Consider the following 14,523-nt stretch of genomic DNA (forward strand, 5'->3'; position numbering starts at 1 on the left):
TCTCGGGATGATGGCCCCGAACCTCTTTCCCTCTCCCTGACTCCCTGGAGCGCCTCCACCATGATCGACCGCCGCAGCGTCCTCACGCACACCGCTTCCCTGGCCGCCCTGGCCACCCTGCCCGCCGGCGTGCTGGCGCAGAACCGCAAGGACTCCATCGTGATGGCCATGACGCTGGAGCCCACCCCCGGCCTGGACCCCACCGGCGGCGCCGCGTCCTCGATCGCCGAGATCACGCTGTACAACATCTACGAGACGCTCACCAAGATCAATCCGGACGGCTCGGTGACGCCGCTGCTGGCCGAGAGCTGGGAGGTCTCGCCCGACCTCACCACCTACACCTTCCGCCTGCGCAAGGGCGTGAAGTTCCACAACGGCGAGCCGCTGACCGCGCAGACCGTGAAGTTCGCGTTCGACCGCGCCGGCGCGGAAAAGAGCACGAACAAGGACAAGCGCACCTTCGCCAACCTGGTGACGCAGGCGGTCGACGAGCACACCGTCGTGATCCTGACCAAGGAGATCGACCCGGACTTCCCCTTCATGCTGGGACAGGCCACGTCGGTCATCGTCGAGCCCAAGAGCGCCGACGGCAACATGACCAAGCCGGTGGGCACCGGCCCCTACACCCTGGAGAACTGGGTGAAGGGCTCGTCCATCACGCTGCGCAAGTGGCCGCAGTACCGCAACGCCGCGGCCATCAAGCTCAATCGCGCGACCTTCCGCTTCATCGCCGACCCGGCGGCGCAGGTCGCCGCGCTGCTGGCCGGCGACGTCGATGCCTTCCCGCGCGTCACGCCGCGCAGCGTCGAACAGTTCAAGGGCAACAACCGCTTCCAGGTCGTGGTGTCCGGCTCGCGCGCCAAGACCATCCTGGCGATCAACAACAAGAAGAAGCCTTTCGACGACGTGCGCGTGCGCCGCGCGGTGGCCATGTCGATCGACCGCAAGGCCGTGATCCAGGGCGCCGGCGACGGCTACGGCGCGCCGATCGGCAGCCACTACCCGCCCAGCGCGCCGGGCTACGTCGACACCACCGGCATCAACCCGTACAACCCCGAGCGCGCCCGCGCCCTGCTGAAGGAAGCCGGCGTGACCGGTCCGCTGGAAGTGACCATCACCCTGCCGCCGCCGCCGTATGCGCGCCAGGGCGGCGAGGTGATCGCCTCGCAGCTGTCCAAGGTCGGCATCACGGCCAAGCTGCAGAACGTCGAGTGGGCCCAGTGGCTCTCCAACGTGTACGGCAACAAGAACTACGACATGACGATCATTTCCCACGTCGAACCCTTCGACCTGGGCAACTTCGCCAAGCCGGATTACTACTGGAACTACCAGTCGGCCAAGTTCAACGACCTGTACGGCAAGTACAAGACGACGTCCAACGCACAGCAGCGGGCGAAGATGCTCGGCGACCTGCAGCGGCTGCTGGCCGAGGACAGCGTGCACGCCTTCCTCTACCAGAACCAGTGGGTGACGGTCGCCAACCGCAACGTGCGCGGCCTCTGGGCCAACATGCCGATCTTCGTGAACGACCTGTCGTCGATGTCGTGGGCGTGAGCGGGCATGGCTGAGCCGCTGCATGAACTTTCGGCTCCCACGCTCGTAGGGCTGTACCGCCGGCGCGAAGTGTCGCCGGTGGAGGTGGCGCGCAGCGTGCTGGGGCACGTGGAGCGCTGGGAGCAGTACGTCCACGCGCTGTACCTGCTGCGGCCCGACCAGGTGATGCAGCAGGCGCGCGCCAGCGAGGCGCGGTGGCTGCGCGGCGAGCCGCAGGGCCTGATCGACGGCGTGCCCGTCACGATCAAGGACAACATCGCCACGAAGGGCGACCCGACCCCGCTGGGCACCGCCGCCACCGAGCTCGTCCCGGCCACGGCCGATGCGCCGCCGGCGGCGCGCGTGCGCGAGCATGGCGGCGTGGTGCTCGCCAAGACCACCATGCCGGACTACGGCATGCTGTCTTCGGGACTCTCCAGCTTCCACAAGCTTTCGCGCAACCCGTGGGACCTGGCGAAGACCCCCGGGGGCTCCAGCGCCGGCGCCGGCTCGGCCGCCGCGGCCGGCTACGGCCCGCTGCACATCGGCACCGACATCGGCGGCTCGCTGCGGCTGCCGGCCGGCTGGTGCGGGATCTTCACGCTCAAGCCCAGCCTCGGGCGCGTCCCGATCGACCCGCCCTACATCGGCCGCGCGGCCGGGCCGATGACGCGGACGGTCGAAGACGCCGCGCTCTTCATGCAGGTGCTCTCCGGCGCCGACGACCGCGACAGCATGAGCCTGCCGCCGCAGGACATCGCGTGGTCGGCCTTCGACCGGGGCGCGGAGAAGCTGCGCGGCCTGCGCATCGGCCTGCTGCTCGAAGCCGGCTGCGGGCTGGCCGTGGAGCCCGAGGTGCGTGCCGCCATCGAGCGCGCGGCGATGATCCTCGAGCGCGCGGGCGCGGTGGTCGCGCCGCTGAAGCCCTTCATGACGCAGGGCATGCTGGACGGCATGGACCACTTCTGGCGCATGCGCTCGCACGTCGACATGCGGACGCTGGCACCCGAGGTGAAGGCGCGCGTGCTGCCCTACATCCAGCAGTGGGCGGACAGCGCCGCCGGCATGACCGGCGAGGCGGTGTACCGCGCGTTCCACCAGTTCCACCTGACGCGCGTGGCCGCGGTGAACGCCTGCCGCCCCTTCGACTACGTGGTCTCGCCGGTCTCGCCGGTGCCGGCGCCGGCGGCGGAGCTGCCGTCGGCGACCAACGACCCGCTGCGGCCGCTGGAGCACATCGGCTTCACCGTGCCCTTCAACATGTCGGAGCAGCCGGCCGCGTCGATCAACTGCGGCTACACGTCCGGCGGCCTGCCCATCGGCCTGCAGATCGTGGGCAAGCGCTTCGACGACCTGGGCGTGCTGCAGGTGGCGCGCGCCTTCGAGATCGTGCGGGAGCCGCAGCGGCCGTGGCCGCTGCCGCCCTCCGAAGCGATCCACCATGTGGACTGACGCCCTCGGCCATCCCGTCACGCTGGACAGCGAGGCCAGCCTCGGCCCGCTGAACGATTTCGTCGAGGGCTTCATCGCCAGCGAGGCGCGGGCCGCCAACATCCTGCAGGCGCAGGAGGACGCGAGCCCCATCGTGCAGGCGTACTGCGCCGCGCTGCACATGTTCGCGGAGACGGGGGACGCGCCCGACAACGCCCGGCCGTTCCTGCGGCGGGCGCAGGCCGGTGCCGCCCGTGCCACGCCGCGAGAGCAGCTCTTCATCGCCGCTGTCGCCGCCTGGATCGACGGCGAGACCGGCCGCGCGGTCACGCTGCTGGAGGAGCAGGCCCGCCTCTTTCCACGCGACCTCGCGTCGCTCAAGCTCGCGCAGTACCACCTGTTCAACCGCGGCGACTCGCCCGGCATGCTGCGCGTGGCGCTGCATGCGCTGCCCGCCGCTGCCGACGTGCCTTACCTGCACGGCATGCTGGCTTTCGCGTGGGAGCAGTGCCACTTCCTGCCGCAGGCCGAAGCGGCCGCCCGCCGGGCCATCGCGCTGCGGCGCAAGGAGCCGTGGGCCCACCACGCACTGGCGCACGTGATGCTGACGCAGGGACGGCTCGCCGAGGGCCATGCCTTCCTGCAGGACGTCAGCGCGACCTGGACCGGCCTCAACTCCTTCATGGTCACGCACAACTGGTGGCACCAGGCGCTGTTCGCGCTGGACCTGGACCGCGCCGACGAAGTGCTGGCCCTCTACGACCACCACGTCTGGACCGAAGCCAGGGACTACAGCCAGGACCAGATCAACGCCGTGTCGCTGCTGGCCCGCGCGGAGCTCGCCGGCATCGACGTCGGCACCCGGTGGGATGACCTTGGCGGCTTCCTCGCGCGGCGCGGGCACGACCACGTGCTGCCGTTCCTGGACCTGCAGTACCTGTACGGGCTGGCGCGCTCCGGCCGCGTGGACGCGGCCCGGGCGCTGCTGGCCTCGATCGAACGGCACGCCTTGCAGCGCGAGGGCGCGGAAGCGGTGATGTGGCAGCGCGTGTGCGTGCCCGCGGCAGTCGGCCTGCTGGCGCACGCCACGCAGGACTGGAAGACGGCGGTCGAGGCGCTCGGCCACGCCCTGCCGCGCCTGGTGGAGATCGGCGGCAGCCACGCCCAGCGCGACCTCTTCGCGCAGGTGCATCTCGATGCCATGGTCCGCAGCGGCCACCTGGCCGGCGCACAGAACCTGCTGCAGCCGCTGGTGAACGCGCAACCCGAGTCGCGGCGCCTGAAGCGCCAGGCCACGAAGCTCTACGCGGCCCTGGGCTTGCCTTCGGTCTCCAGCAGCTTCTGCTGATCGTAGACCGGCTGCGGCGGCAGGTCTTCCAGGTGCCGCGTGTCGGCCCAGGACAGGATGTCGATGCCGCCCTGGCGCACCTTGATCCGGTTGAAGCCCGCGTTGGGGATCTCGCTCTGGCGCGGCCCGTCCAGGCCCAGCGAGCGCGCGGTGCGGTAGATCATGTCCAGGACGCCGCCGTGGGTGACGACCACGACCGTCTGCCGCGGGTGCGAAGCGCAGACGCGGTACACCGCCTCCATCACGCGCGCGTGGAACATGCGGGTGGACTCGCCCTCCGGCATGGCGAAGTCCTGCTCGAAGCGCATCCAGCCCGCCCATGCGTCCGGCAGCTCGCGCTTGATGTCGTCGACGCGCATGCCGTCGACGCGGCCGAAATGCTGCTCCCGCAGGCCGGTCTCCGCCACGGCCGGCAGCGACAGCGTGCCGGCGATGGGCTCGGCGGTCTGCTGCGCGCGCAGCAGGTCGCTGGCATAGACGGCATCGGCCTTCTCGCCGGCCATGCGGGCGGCCAGGCGGCGCGCCTGCTCGAGCCCGATCGCGTTCAGCGACACGTTCACATGCCCCTGGAAGCGGAGCTCCCGGTTCATGTCCGTCTCGCCGTGGCGGATCAACACCAGCTCGGTCATCGCTGCACCTTCCTCCTGCCACGATTATCCCGGCGGCCGCGCGGTGCAGAATGCCTGCCTCACCGTCCACCGCGACTTATTCCCAGCCATGCCTTCCCTGATCCTGGTTCCGGGGCTTGCCGGCAACAGTGCCATGTGGCGGGCGCAGCTCGCAGCATTGGCCGACTGGCGGCCGCAGGTGACCGACGTGCCGTCGCGCGCCGGCAGCATCGAGGCCATGGCCGCCCTGCTGCTGCAGGAACATCCCGGCCGGCTGGTGCTCTGCGGCGCCTCGATGGGCGGGATGGTCGCGATGGAAGCGGCGCGCCAGGCGCCGGAGCGCATCGCGGGGCTGGCCCTCCTCGGCACCGATGCGCGAGCCGATTCCCCCGAAATGATCGCCATCCGCACTGGCGCCATCGAGCTGTTCGCGCAGGGCCGCGCCCGCGAGGTGATCGAACCGAACATCGGCATGGCCTTCCACCCGGACAACGCGGCGGCCCTGAGCCAGGACTACCTGGACTTCGTGCTGGGGGCCGGCACGGAACAACTGATCGCGCAGAACCGGGCCGTCATCGCGCGCCCCGATGCGCGCGAGCACCTGCCGCAGGTGCGCTGCCCCGTGCTGGTGATGTGCGGCGACGCCGACCGGCTGACGCCACCCGAGCGCTCGCGCGAGATCGCGGCGCTGGTGCCGCACGCAAGGCTGGTGATGGTGCCCCGCTGCGGGCACATGCTCACGATGGAGCGCCCGGAGCAGGTGAACGCGGAACTGGCGCGCTGGCTGCAGTCCCTCTAGGGCTCACTCGCGCCCGAGGCTGCGCACCTTCTCGATCAGGCGCTGCTGCACGCTGGGCGACACGAACTGGTGCACCTCGCCGCCGAGCACCGCGATCTCGCGCACGAAGGTGCTGCTGATGAACTGGTACTTGTCGCTGGGCGTGAGGAAGACCGTCTCGACCTGCGGCATCAGGTGCCGGTTCATGCCGGCCAGCTGGAATTCGTAGTCGAAGTCGGTGACGGCGCGCACGCCGCGCACCATCGCCTTGCCGCCGCGCTCCACCACGAAGTCGCGCACCAGGCCGCTGAAGCTCTCCACCTGGACCTGCGGATACGCGGCCAGCGCCTCGCGCGCCATCTCCACGCGTTCCTGCATCGTGAACAGCGACTTCTTGTGGTGGCCCGCCGCCACGGCGACGATCAGCCGGTCGAACAGCTGGCAGGCGCGCCGCACCACGTCCTCGTGCCCCAAGGTCATCGGGTCGAAGGTGCCGGGATACACGGCGAGGACGTGGTTGGCCATGAAGACTCCTCAACGACCGGGTGGCAGCGGATTGCTGCGGCGCATTATGCAGTGCGGCGCAGCAGGTGCCCGTGGACCGCGCCGGCCTTCATGTGGCGCACCGGTTCCAGGCCGTGGCGGGCCAGCGCGTCCCCGTCCCAGGCCGTCGGCGCCTCGAGGTAGACGAGCCCCTGCTCGCGCACCGCGGGCCGCGCCGCGGCCAGGGCCTTGTCGAACAGGTCGGCGTCGAACGGCGGGTCGAGGAAAACCAGGTCGACGCTCGCCGCCGGCAGCCCCGCCAGCACGCTCAGCGCGTTGCCCCGCTGCACCCGCACGTTCGCGGCCTGCAGCTTCTGGACGATGGCGCGCAGCTGGTCGACCAGGCTGCCCTCGGCCTCCACCAGCAGCACGTCGGCCGCGCCGCGCGAAGCGGCTTCCAGCCCGAGCGCGCCGGTGCCGGCGAAAGCGTCCACGCAGCGCCAGCCCGTGAGGTCCTGCCCCAGCCAGTTGAAGAGGGTTTCGCGCACGCGGTCCGGCGTCGGGCGCAGCCCGGGACGGTCGGCGACGGGAAGCGGCGTGCGTTTCCAGTGGCCGCCGATGATGCGCACCTGGTGCGGCAGGCTGCGGCGGGCGGGCGGGGAAGGTCGCGGCATCGGGCGAGCTTACCCGCAGGCAGGCCAAAAAAATGGGACGCGGCCTGGGGCCGCGTCCCGAGTCTCTCCCTGTGAACCTTGGCTGGCCCTGCGATGCGTGACAGCTCCAGTGCATTGTTCCGCCGCGCGCGCCGCGCTGGCAACAGGGCCCCCTGTCAACGTTGACAGGGTGGGAGCGGTTTGCGCCCCTTACTGTCGGGCCGTCGCCACGTCGCCGCCGACGACGACGGTCACCATCCGGTCCGGCTGGACCTTGCGGGCGAAGGCGGCCTTCACGTCGGCGGCCGTCACCTTCTTCACCTGCTCGGTCCAGGTGTCCAGGTAATCCAGCGGCAGGTCGTAGAGCGCAATGCCGGCCAGGTTGTCCAGCAGCTTGCGGTTGCTGTCCAGGCGCAGCGCGAAGCCGCCGATCATGAAGTCCTTGGCCGCCTTCAGCTCGGTGTCGGTCGGGCCTTCGGCGACGAAGCGGCGCACCACGTCGCGCGACACCTGCACGGCCTGCGCCGCCTGGTCCGGCCGCGTCTGCAGGCCCAAGGTGAAGGCGCCGTTGTGCAGCCCCGGCGAGAAGTAGCTGTAGACGCTGTAGCTCAGGCCGCGCTTGTGCCGCACCTCCTCCACCAGCCGGGACACGAAGCCGCCGCCGCCCAGGATGTAGTTGCCCACCAGCAGCGGGAAGTAGTCGGGGTCCAGCCGCTTGTAGCCCGGCTGGCCGATCAGCACGTGCGCCTGCGCGGAGGCGAATGGGATGCTGCGCTCCACCGGCGCCGCGAGCGGCGCCACGTCGGGCACGGCGGGCAGCGGCTCGCAGGTGCCGGCGGGCAGGCGCGCGAGCAGGCTGGCGACGATCTGGTCCGCCTGCGCGCGGGTCACCGCCCCGACGACGCTCGCCTTCGCGCGGCAGGCGCGCACGTACTGGCGGTGGTAGTCGCGCATGTCCTGCACGCTCAGGCGGCCCAGCGTTTCCTCGGTGTTCTCATAGCCATACGGATGCGTGCCGTACACGGCCTGGCTGTACGCGCGGCCGGCGATGGTGCCGGGACGCGTGTTGGCTTCGCGGATCGACGCGATCATCCGCTGGCGGTCACGCTGCCACACGGTGTCGGGGAACGATGGTTCGCCCAGCACCCGCGCGGCCAGCTGCACCGCCCGCGGCAGCAGGTCGGGAGAGGTCAGCGAGCGCAGCGTGAAGCTCATGCGGTCGGCGCCGGCGCTGCCGCCGAAGCCGGCGCCGAGGTCGGCCCAGGCCTCGCCCAGCTGGTTCTCGTCGAGGGCCGGCAGGCCGTCGCGGGCCTCGACGCCGCTGCCGGTCATGCTGGCCGCGATCGGCGCCAGACCTTGCTTGCCGGGCGGGCTGCGCCGGTCGCCGGCATCGAAGTCCAGTTGCACGTCGACGATGGGCAGGCCCGGGGCTTCGATCAGCCAGACCTGCGCCCCGCTCGCCTGCTGCCACTTCTGGATCGGCAGGGCGGCCTGGGCCGGGAGGACGAACGCGCACAGGAGCGCGGCCACGGAGGCCGCGCGCGCGAGGTGATGCTGCAGACGCATGCGGAATTCCTTCAATGGCGGCCGCCGGCGGCGGGCACGCGGGGTTTGCGGTTCGGGTCCAGGGGCAGCGGGCGCAGGATGCCGGCGGTCATCTGGTCGTCGCCGAAGTAGCGCGCGGCCACCGACCTGACCTGTTCGGCCGTCACCTCGTTCAGGCGCGCCATCAGGCGCTGGTCGGAATCGAGCGGCAGGCCGAGCACCCAGTACTGGCCGATCTCGCGCGCCTGGCCCATCACCGAGTCGAGCTTGTAGATCTCGCCGGCGGTCCAGCGCGTCTTCACGCGCTGGAGTTCGGCTTCGCTCACGCCCTCGTCGGCGATGCGCTTGACCTGCGCGCGCAGCGCGGCCTCGAGCTGCTCCGGCGTCTTGCCCGCCGCGGGCACGCCCGTCAGGGTGAAGAGCTGCGGCCCGCGGCCCCACAGTCCGTTGCCGGCATCCACCCCGTCGGCGACGCGGTCCGGGCCGCGCGTGAGCGCCCGTTCCAGCCGCGCGCCGTCGTAGCCATCCAGCACGGCGGCCAGCACGGAGAGCGCCAGGGCGTCGTCGTTCTCCGGCGTGCGCTCGAAGGAGCGCAGCGCCGGCACCTTGAAGGCGAGCGCCACGTACGACTGGTCGGCCGGCGCCTTGAAGTCGACGCGGCGGATGCCCTTCTGCTCCGGTTCCTCGCGCGGCTTGCGCTCGGGCACCGGGCGCGCGGGGATCGTGCCGTAGTACTTCTGCGCCAGGCGCAGCACCTGCTGCGGGTCGACGTCGCCGGCGACGATCACCGCGGCGTTGGCGGGAACGTACCAGCGCCTGTAGAACTCGCGCGCATCGGCCGGCGTCATCGCGTCGAGGTCGCTCATCCAGCCCACGACCGGGCGACGGTACGGAGAGGCCTGGAAGGTCACGGCACTGAGCTGCTCGAACAGGAGGCCGCGCGGGTTGTCCTCGGTGCGGCTGCGCCGCTCCTCCTTCACCACTTCGAGTTCGCGCTTGAACTCCTCGTCGGCCCACTGGTTGTGGACGAAGCGGTCGGCCTCCAGCCGCATCACGTCCTCCAGCCGGTTGGCCGGGATCTGCTGGAAGTAGCCGGTGATGTCGCGGGTGGTGAAGGCGTTCTCGCGGCCGCCGAGGGCCGCGACCACGCGCGAGAACTCGCCCGGCTTCGTGGTTTTCGTGCCCTTGAACAGCATGTGTTCCAGCACGTGCGCGACGCCGCTGGTGCCGTCCACTTCGTCCATCGCGCCCACGCGCACGTAGAGCATGTGCACCGCGGTCGGCGCGCGGCGGTCGGGCTTCACGATCACCGTCAGGCCGTTGGGCAGCTGGAACTGCTGGGGTTTCTGTTGCGCGGGCGGCGCTCCGGAGAGCTGCCCTTGCGCGGGTGCCAGGAAGACGAAGGAGGTGGAAAGGAGGAGGAGGAACGAGCGCAGGAGCTGTTTCATAGAATCGTGTGATTCTAGAAACCCCCCTGATGTTCAGCTTCTTCCGGAAAAAACCTCCGGCCACCCCCGCTCCCACCGCCGCGCCGGCCGTTGCCCCGGCACCCGTGCCCGTCGCGGCACCGGCTCCGGCACCGGCCACGCCTGCCCCTTCGCCAGAGCGCGCCCCGGCGCCCGCGGGCGGTGGACTGATCGGCAGCGCGCTCGTCGCGCCGCTGCAGATCCCCGTCCCGGCCGAGGTGCCGCCGGAACGGCAGAGCTGGATGGAACGGCTGAGCGCGGGCCTGCGCAAGACCGGGACCAGCATCTCGCAGGTCTTCACCGGCGCGCAGATCGACGACGCCCTCTACGAAGAGCTGGAAGCGGCGTTGCTGCTCGCCGATTCCGGCGTCGCCGCCACCGAGTACCTGCTGGCGGAAGTGAAGCGCAAGGTCGCCGCCAGCGGCGCCACGCGCCCCGTGCAGGCGAAGAACATCCTGGTCGACGCCCTCACCCAGTTGCTCCGGCCGCTGGAGAAGCCGCTCACCATCGGCGAGCACCAGCCCACCGTGATCATGGTCGCGGGCGTCAACGGTGCGGGCAAGACGACGTCCATCGGCAAGCTGACCAAGCACCTCGCCGATGCCGGCGAGACGGTGCTGCTGGCGGCGGCGGACACCTTCCGCGCCGCCGCGAAGGAGCAGCTCGCCGTCTGGGCGGACCGCAACAAGGTGGAGATCGTCAGCCAGGAAGGCGGCGATCCGGCCGCCGTGGCGTTCGACGCGGTGTCCGCCGGCAAGGCCCGCCGCAGGGACGTCGTGATCGTGGACACGGCGGGGCGGCTGCCGACGCAGCTGCACCTGATGGAAGAACTGCGCAAGATCAAGCGCGTGGTGACCAAGGCGGAGGCGAGCGCGCCCCACGAGGTGCTGCTGGTCATCGACGGGAACACGGGGCAGAACGCGCTGGCGCAGGTGAAGGCCTTCGACGCCGCGCTGGGCGTCACGGGCCTGGTGGTCACCAAGCTCGACGGCACGGCCAAGGGCGGCGTGCTGGCCGCCATCGCGCAGGAGAAACCGGTGCCGGTCTACTTCATCGGCGTGGGCGAGAAGCTGGAGGACCTGGAAACCTTCAGCGCGCGGGAGTTCGCCCTGGCGCTGCTGGCCTGACCGCGGCGCGCACCCAGTCCGCATAGGCCGCACTGCCCTGGCCAGGCCAGGCGACGAACTGCGGCAGGTCATAGGGATGCTTGTCGCCCAACAGCGCCTGCAGGCCGGGCAAGGCCGACGCCAGTGTCTTGATGGTCAGGCGCACCTCGGCGTCCTGCTGGGCCTTCCCTTCCCAGCGATAGTAGGAAGTGAGCCCCTCCTCCAGCTGGACGCAAGCCGCCAGGCCGGCCTCGAGGATCGCGTGGGCCAGCGCCTCGGCCTCGGAGCGGGAGCCGACAGTGGTGGTGACGGTGACGATCTCGCGTTCCGGACTGGCCTGCATGGGTGCGCTCCGTGGAGGAAAGCGGGAATTTTGCGCCGGCGAGCCGCCGGGCCCTTGGAATTCGCCGAGGCACATCCATCTTCTCCGTGAGCAAGCTGTTCCTCGAGCTCGGCGTCCGCGTGGCGTCTTCCACCAGGGACACTTGTCCCCCCGGAAGCCGTTGACGACGGCCTGTCGCGGCTCGCGCCTACGGAACCCTTTGCTTAGCACTCCGTCTAACAGAGTGCTAATATTTCACGAGCAGAAGGAGTTTCCGGTATGTCCTCATCCATTGGAGCCTCGGGTACCACGGCATTGGCGGTCGCCAATCCCTGGGCCGTCGTTCCTTCGCTGGGCAACCTGGACGCATACATCTCGGCGGTCAACCGGCTGCCGATGCTGACGGCGGAGGAAGAACAGGAATACGCGAAGAAGTTCAGGGACGAAAACGACCTGGAAGCCGCCGGGAAGCTGGTGCTGTCGCACCTGCGGCTGGTGGTGTCCGTATCGCGCAAGTACCTGGGCTACGGCCTGCCGCACGGCGACCTGATCCAGGAAGGCAACATCGGCCTGATGAAGGCGGTGAAGCGCTTCGACCCGAACCAGGGCGTGCGTCTGGTCAGCTACGCGCTGCACTGGATCCGCGCGGAGATCCACGAGTACATCCTGAAGAACTGGCGCATGGTCAAGGTCGCCACGACCAAGGCGCAGCGCAAGCTGTTCTTCAACCTGCGCTCCATGAAGCAGGGCTTCAAGGACGAGGCCGGCGCCGAGACGCACCGCGACACGTTGACCGACGCGCAGATCGAGGTCATGGCGCGCGAACTGAACGTCAAGCCGGAAGAAGTCATCGAGATGGAGACCCGCATGTCGGGCGGCGACGTGGTGCTGGACCCGGGCCCCGCCGACGACGGCGAGGAAGCGTACGGCCCGATCGCCTACCTGGCGGACGCGACGCACGAGCCGACGGCGGAGATCGAGAACCGCGAGCGCGACACCATGGCCAGCGAAGGCATCGCGCAGGCGCTGGAGCAGTTGGACCCGCGCAGCCGCCGCATCGTCGAAGAGCGCTGGCTGAAGGTCAACGACGACGGCTCCGGCGGCATGACGCTGCATGAACTCGCCACCGAGTACGGCGTGTCGGCCGAGCGCATCCGCCAGATCGAGGTGGCCGCGATGAAGAAGATGAAGAAGGCGCTGTCCGCGTACGCTTAAGTTCTCGCGCCTCCCGAAAAGCCCGGCATCGCCGGGCTTTTTTGTTGTATCCGCGCGTAACCGGAGCTTTTTCCCTTGTAGCCCATCCGTGCATGGGGACAATGGGCGCATGAGGAGGAGTGTCCTGCGCGCCTTCGGCGCTGTCTTGCTCTGGTGCGCCTCCTCCTGGGGCGCCGCCGCGCATGCGGCCGCCTCACCGCCGCCCGCCGACCCCTCCGGGCTTGCACCCATCGCCCTGGCCGGCGACCAGCCGGTCCACCTCTACCAGCGCAGCAGCTACTGGGTCGACCCGGCACGGCGCGTCCGCCTGGAAGACATCGAGGCGTCCTCGCAGGACATCCGCTGGAACCTGCGCCGGCGCGACCAGCAGTACAGCCTGCAGGACGGCGTGTTGTGGATCCGCTTCGACGCCGTCGTCCCGCCGGGGGAGCAGTGGTACCTCGAGGTCGGGACGGGGGTCTATGGCCAGGTCCAGATGTTCCACCGTGACCGCGACGGCCGGCTCGTCATGCAACAGGCCGGCACCCAGGTCCCCGTGGCGCAATGGTCGGTGCCCGGACGGCTGCCGACCTTCGCGCTCGCCAAGGACGACCCGCAGCCGGTGCGCTACTGGGTGCGGGTCGAAGACGAGCGCGCCGACTTCTCCGCGCCGGTCACGCTGTTCCGCCAGGACGCGCTGATGCAGAGCCGCGAGCAGGAGCAACTGCTGTTCGGAGCCTTCTTCGGCCTCGCGGCGCTGGTGGCGCTCGCCTCGATGGCCAACGGCATCGCCTTCCGCGACCGGGCCTTCCTCTCCTTCGCGATGTTCATCGTGCTGCTGGCGTGCAGCCATCTCGGCCGCGCGGGCGTCGGGGCACAGTACCTGTGGCGTGAGTGGCGGATCTGGAACGACACCGTGACGGCGCTGTGGCCCGGCGTCGCCACGGCCGCCGCCTTGTGGTTCGTGAAGGTCGTGACGGACCCGGCGCGGCTCTCGCGCGCGCTCGACCTGGCGGTGTGGGCGCTCATCGCCGCCCTGCTCGGGGCCGTGGCGCTCGACGTCCTCATCACCAGCAAGGTGAGCATGACGCTCGTGCTGGTCCTCACCGGCCTGGCCCTCCTCGCCATCCTCGGGATGGTCGTGTGGGGCTGGCTGGACGACACCGAACCGCACCTGCGGCTGGTGGCATGGGGCTTCCTGCCCTTGCTGGTGCTCGCGCTGTTCCCGTTGGCGCGCGGCTTCGGCCTGATGCCGACCAATGTGCTCACGCGCCAAGGCCTCTTCCTGGGCATGGCCCTGCTGTTGCCCATCCTCTACTACGCGTTGAACCTGCGGCTGATCGCGCGGCGGGAGGACCAGATGCGCACCAGCGCGCTGTCGCGCAACGACGCGCTCACCGGGCTGCCGCACCGCCAGGGTTTCATCGAGCGGCTGGACACCAGCCTCGCGCATGCGCGCGGCCAGCGGCAGCAGCTCGCCGTGCTGGGCGTCCGCATCTCCAACCTCGACGCGATCGCCGAGGAGTTCGGGCGCGAGGCCGCGGAGAAGGCGCTGGTGATCGCGGGCTCGCACCTGCGGCGCGTGATCGTCGACTTCGACATGGCGGCGCGCGTGGGCGAGCGCGAGTTCGCCGTGCTGCTGGAGGCCCCGATGACGCCGGAGGCGGCCGCGTCGCGCGCGCAGCAGGTGGTGGCCAGCGGCCTGCGCCAGGTCGAGGCGCTGCCGGCGGCGCTCACGCTCAAGTTCCACGTGACCATCGCCATGCTGCCGCACCCGCACATGGACGGCGCGGCCAGCCTGCGCTGGGCGCTGGAAGGGCTGGACCAGATGCCGGATGCGCGGAAGCTGATCTATCCGTTGGCGGCGTTGGCTTGAGGCTGGTTTCGCTCACGGCGTTGTCCAGGGAGAGTGTGTGTTCGGGGCGAGGTCGGGGGCCGGAGGCCCGACCTCAACACGCGGCGGTTCAGGCCTGAACGCGTGACAACGGGGGAGTTCGGGCGGAGATTGCCCAGGGTCGGGGGTTCGGGTACCCGATCGCAGGGACGATTCGCTCCC

13 protein-coding genes are annotated in these 14,523 nt (G+C 70.4%); 7 read left to right on the plus strand and 6 right to left on the minus strand.

What is annotated here, in order from left to right; translation table 11 throughout:
• The first annotated feature begins 60 nt into the window (after window positions 1-60).
• Genes IM787_RS03205 through IM787_RS03215 form a run of 3 tightly spaced genes read left to right on the plus strand, consistent with a single transcriptional unit; the run spans window position 61 to window position 4,312 of the window.
• A complete protein-coding gene (locus tag IM787_RS03205) occupies window positions 61-1,554 on the plus strand; it encodes an ABC transporter substrate-binding protein (RefSeq protein WP_193675178.1) in 1,494 nt (497 codons plus the stop codon).
• Between the two features lie 6 nt (window positions 1,555-1,560).
• A complete protein-coding gene (locus tag IM787_RS03210) occupies window positions 1,561-2,985 on the plus strand; it encodes an amidase (protein WP_193675179.1) in 1,425 nt (474 codons plus the stop codon).
• Window positions 2,975-4,312: a tetratricopeptide repeat protein gene (locus IM787_RS03215; protein ID WP_193675180.1), complete on the plus strand. Its 1,338-nt coding sequence runs from the start codon at window positions 2,975-2,977 to the stop codon at window positions 4,310-4,312. Before IM787_RS03210 ends, IM787_RS03215 begins: the two co-directional genes overlap by 11 nt.
• Here IM787_RS03215 and IM787_RS03220 read toward each other — a convergent pair.
• Window positions 4,267-4,941 carry a histidine phosphatase family protein gene (locus IM787_RS03220; RefSeq protein WP_193675181.1) on the minus strand — a complete coding sequence of 225 codons (675 nt, stop codon included), beginning with the start codon at window positions 4,939-4,941 and terminating at the stop codon, window positions 4,267-4,269. The genes IM787_RS03215 and IM787_RS03220 overlap by 46 nt on opposite strands.
• Before the next feature lie 88 nt (window positions 4,942-5,029).
• On the opposite strand from IM787_RS03220, the gene IM787_RS03225 reads away from it, so the two are divergent.
• Window positions 5,030-5,719: an alpha/beta fold hydrolase gene (locus IM787_RS03225; RefSeq protein ID WP_193675182.1), complete on the plus strand. Its 690-nt coding sequence runs from the start codon at window positions 5,030-5,032 to the stop codon at window positions 5,717-5,719.
• 3 nt (window positions 5,720-5,722) lie between these two features.
• Here IM787_RS03225 and coaD read toward each other — a convergent pair whose 3' ends face one another.
• From coaD to IM787_RS03245, 4 genes are all read right to left on the minus strand, one after another.
• Window positions 5,723-6,223, minus strand: a complete 501-nt coding sequence (gene coaD / locus IM787_RS03230) for a pantetheine-phosphate adenylyltransferase (protein ID WP_193675183.1) — start codon at window positions 6,221-6,223, stop codon at window positions 5,723-5,725.
• A gap of 44 nt (window positions 6,224-6,267) precedes the next feature.
• The gene (gene rsmD, locus IM787_RS03235; protein ID WP_193675184.1) at window positions 6,268-6,855 is read right to left on the minus strand and encodes a 16S rRNA (guanine(966)-N(2))-methyltransferase RsmD; all 588 of its coding nucleotides are present in this window, start codon (window positions 6,853-6,855) and stop codon (window positions 6,268-6,270) included.
• Between the two features lie 189 nt (window positions 6,856-7,044).
• Entirely contained in the window at window positions 7,045-8,400 is a 1,356-nt protein-coding gene (locus IM787_RS03240) for a M16 family metallopeptidase (protein WP_193675185.1), read from the minus strand.
• A gap of 11 nt (window positions 8,401-8,411) precedes the next feature.
• Window positions 8,412-9,827, minus strand: coding sequence for a M16 family metallopeptidase (locus tag IM787_RS03245; RefSeq protein WP_193675186.1), 1,416 nt, complete (start codon window positions 9,825-9,827; stop codon window positions 8,412-8,414).
• A gap of 29 nt (window positions 9,828-9,856) precedes the next feature.
• On the opposite strand from IM787_RS03245, the gene ftsY reads away from it, so the two are divergent.
• Window positions 9,857-10,972, plus strand: coding sequence for a signal recognition particle-docking protein FtsY (gene ftsY, locus IM787_RS03250; protein ID WP_193675187.1), 1,116 nt, complete (start codon window positions 9,857-9,859; stop codon window positions 10,970-10,972).
• On the opposite strand, the gene cutA is transcribed toward ftsY, so the two are convergent.
• Window positions 10,935-11,294 carry a divalent-cation tolerance protein CutA gene (gene cutA / locus IM787_RS03255; RefSeq protein ID WP_193675188.1) on the minus strand — a complete coding sequence of 120 codons (360 nt, stop codon included), beginning with the start codon at window positions 11,292-11,294 and terminating at the stop codon, window positions 10,935-10,937. The genes ftsY and cutA overlap by 38 nt on opposite strands.
• 258 nt (window positions 11,295-11,552) lie before the next feature.
• Between cutA and rpoH the strand changes: the two genes are divergently transcribed.
• Together rpoH and IM787_RS03265 are read left to right on the plus strand one after the other, a co-directional pair.
• A complete protein-coding gene (gene rpoH, locus IM787_RS03260) occupies window positions 11,553-12,488 on the plus strand; it encodes an RNA polymerase sigma factor RpoH (RefSeq protein ID WP_193675189.1) in 936 nt (311 codons plus the stop codon).
• Between the two features lie 109 nt (window positions 12,489-12,597).
• Window positions 12,598-14,343 (plus strand): sensor domain-containing diguanylate cyclase, encoded by a 1,746-nt coding sequence (locus tag IM787_RS03265; RefSeq protein WP_193675190.1) that lies wholly within the window; start codon window positions 12,598-12,600, stop codon window positions 14,341-14,343.
• Window positions 14,344-14,523 lie beyond the last annotated feature (180 nt).

This window comes from Ramlibacter pallidus, from assembly GCF_015070875.1.
GTDB lineage: Bacteria > Pseudomonadota > Gammaproteobacteria > Burkholderiales > Burkholderiaceae_C > Ramlibacter > Ramlibacter pallidus.

What these genes read in the sequence shown, in the direction of transcription:
- IM787_RS03205 (WP_193675178.1), top strand. Translation starts at nt 61, where the DNA reads ATGATCGACCGCCGCAGCGTCCTCACGCACACCGCTTCCCTGGCCGCC.
- IM787_RS03210 (WP_193675179.1), top strand. Translation starts at nt 1,561, where the DNA reads ATGGCTGAGCCGCTGCATGAACTTTCGGCTCCCACGCTCGTAGGGCTG.
- IM787_RS03215 (WP_193675180.1), top strand. Translation starts at nt 2,975, where the DNA reads ATGTGGACTGACGCCCTCGGCCATCCCGTCACGCTGGACAGCGAGGCC.
- IM787_RS03220 (WP_193675181.1), bottom strand. Translation starts at nt 4,941, where the DNA reads ATGACCGAGCTGGTGTTGATCCGCCACGGCGAGACGGACATGAACCGG.
- IM787_RS03225 (WP_193675182.1), top strand. Translation starts at nt 5,030, where the DNA reads ATGCCTTCCCTGATCCTGGTTCCGGGGCTTGCCGGCAACAGTGCCATG.
- coaD (WP_193675183.1), bottom strand. Translation starts at nt 6,223, where the DNA reads ATGGCCAACCACGTCCTCGCCGTGTATCCCGGCACCTTCGACCCGATG.
- rsmD (WP_193675184.1), bottom strand. Translation starts at nt 6,855, where the DNA reads ATGCCGCGACCTTCCCCGCCCGCCCGCCGCAGCCTGCCGCACCAGGTG.
- IM787_RS03240 (WP_193675185.1), bottom strand. Translation starts at nt 8,400, where the DNA reads ATGCGTCTGCAGCATCACCTCGCGCGCGCGGCCTCCGTGGCCGCGCTC.
- IM787_RS03245 (WP_193675186.1), bottom strand. Translation starts at nt 9,827, where the DNA reads ATGAAACAGCTCCTGCGCTCGTTCCTCCTCCTCCTTTCCACCTCCTTC.
- ftsY (WP_193675187.1), top strand. Translation starts at nt 9,857, where the DNA reads ATGTTCAGCTTCTTCCGGAAAAAACCTCCGGCCACCCCCGCTCCCACC.
- cutA (WP_193675188.1), bottom strand. Translation starts at nt 11,294, where the DNA reads ATGCAGGCCAGTCCGGAACGCGAGATCGTCACCGTCACCACCACTGTC.
- rpoH (WP_193675189.1), top strand. Translation starts at nt 11,553, where the DNA reads ATGTCCTCATCCATTGGAGCCTCGGGTACCACGGCATTGGCGGTCGCC.
- IM787_RS03265 (WP_193675190.1), top strand. Translation starts at nt 12,598, where the DNA reads ATGAGGAGGAGTGTCCTGCGCGCCTTCGGCGCTGTCTTGCTCTGGTGC.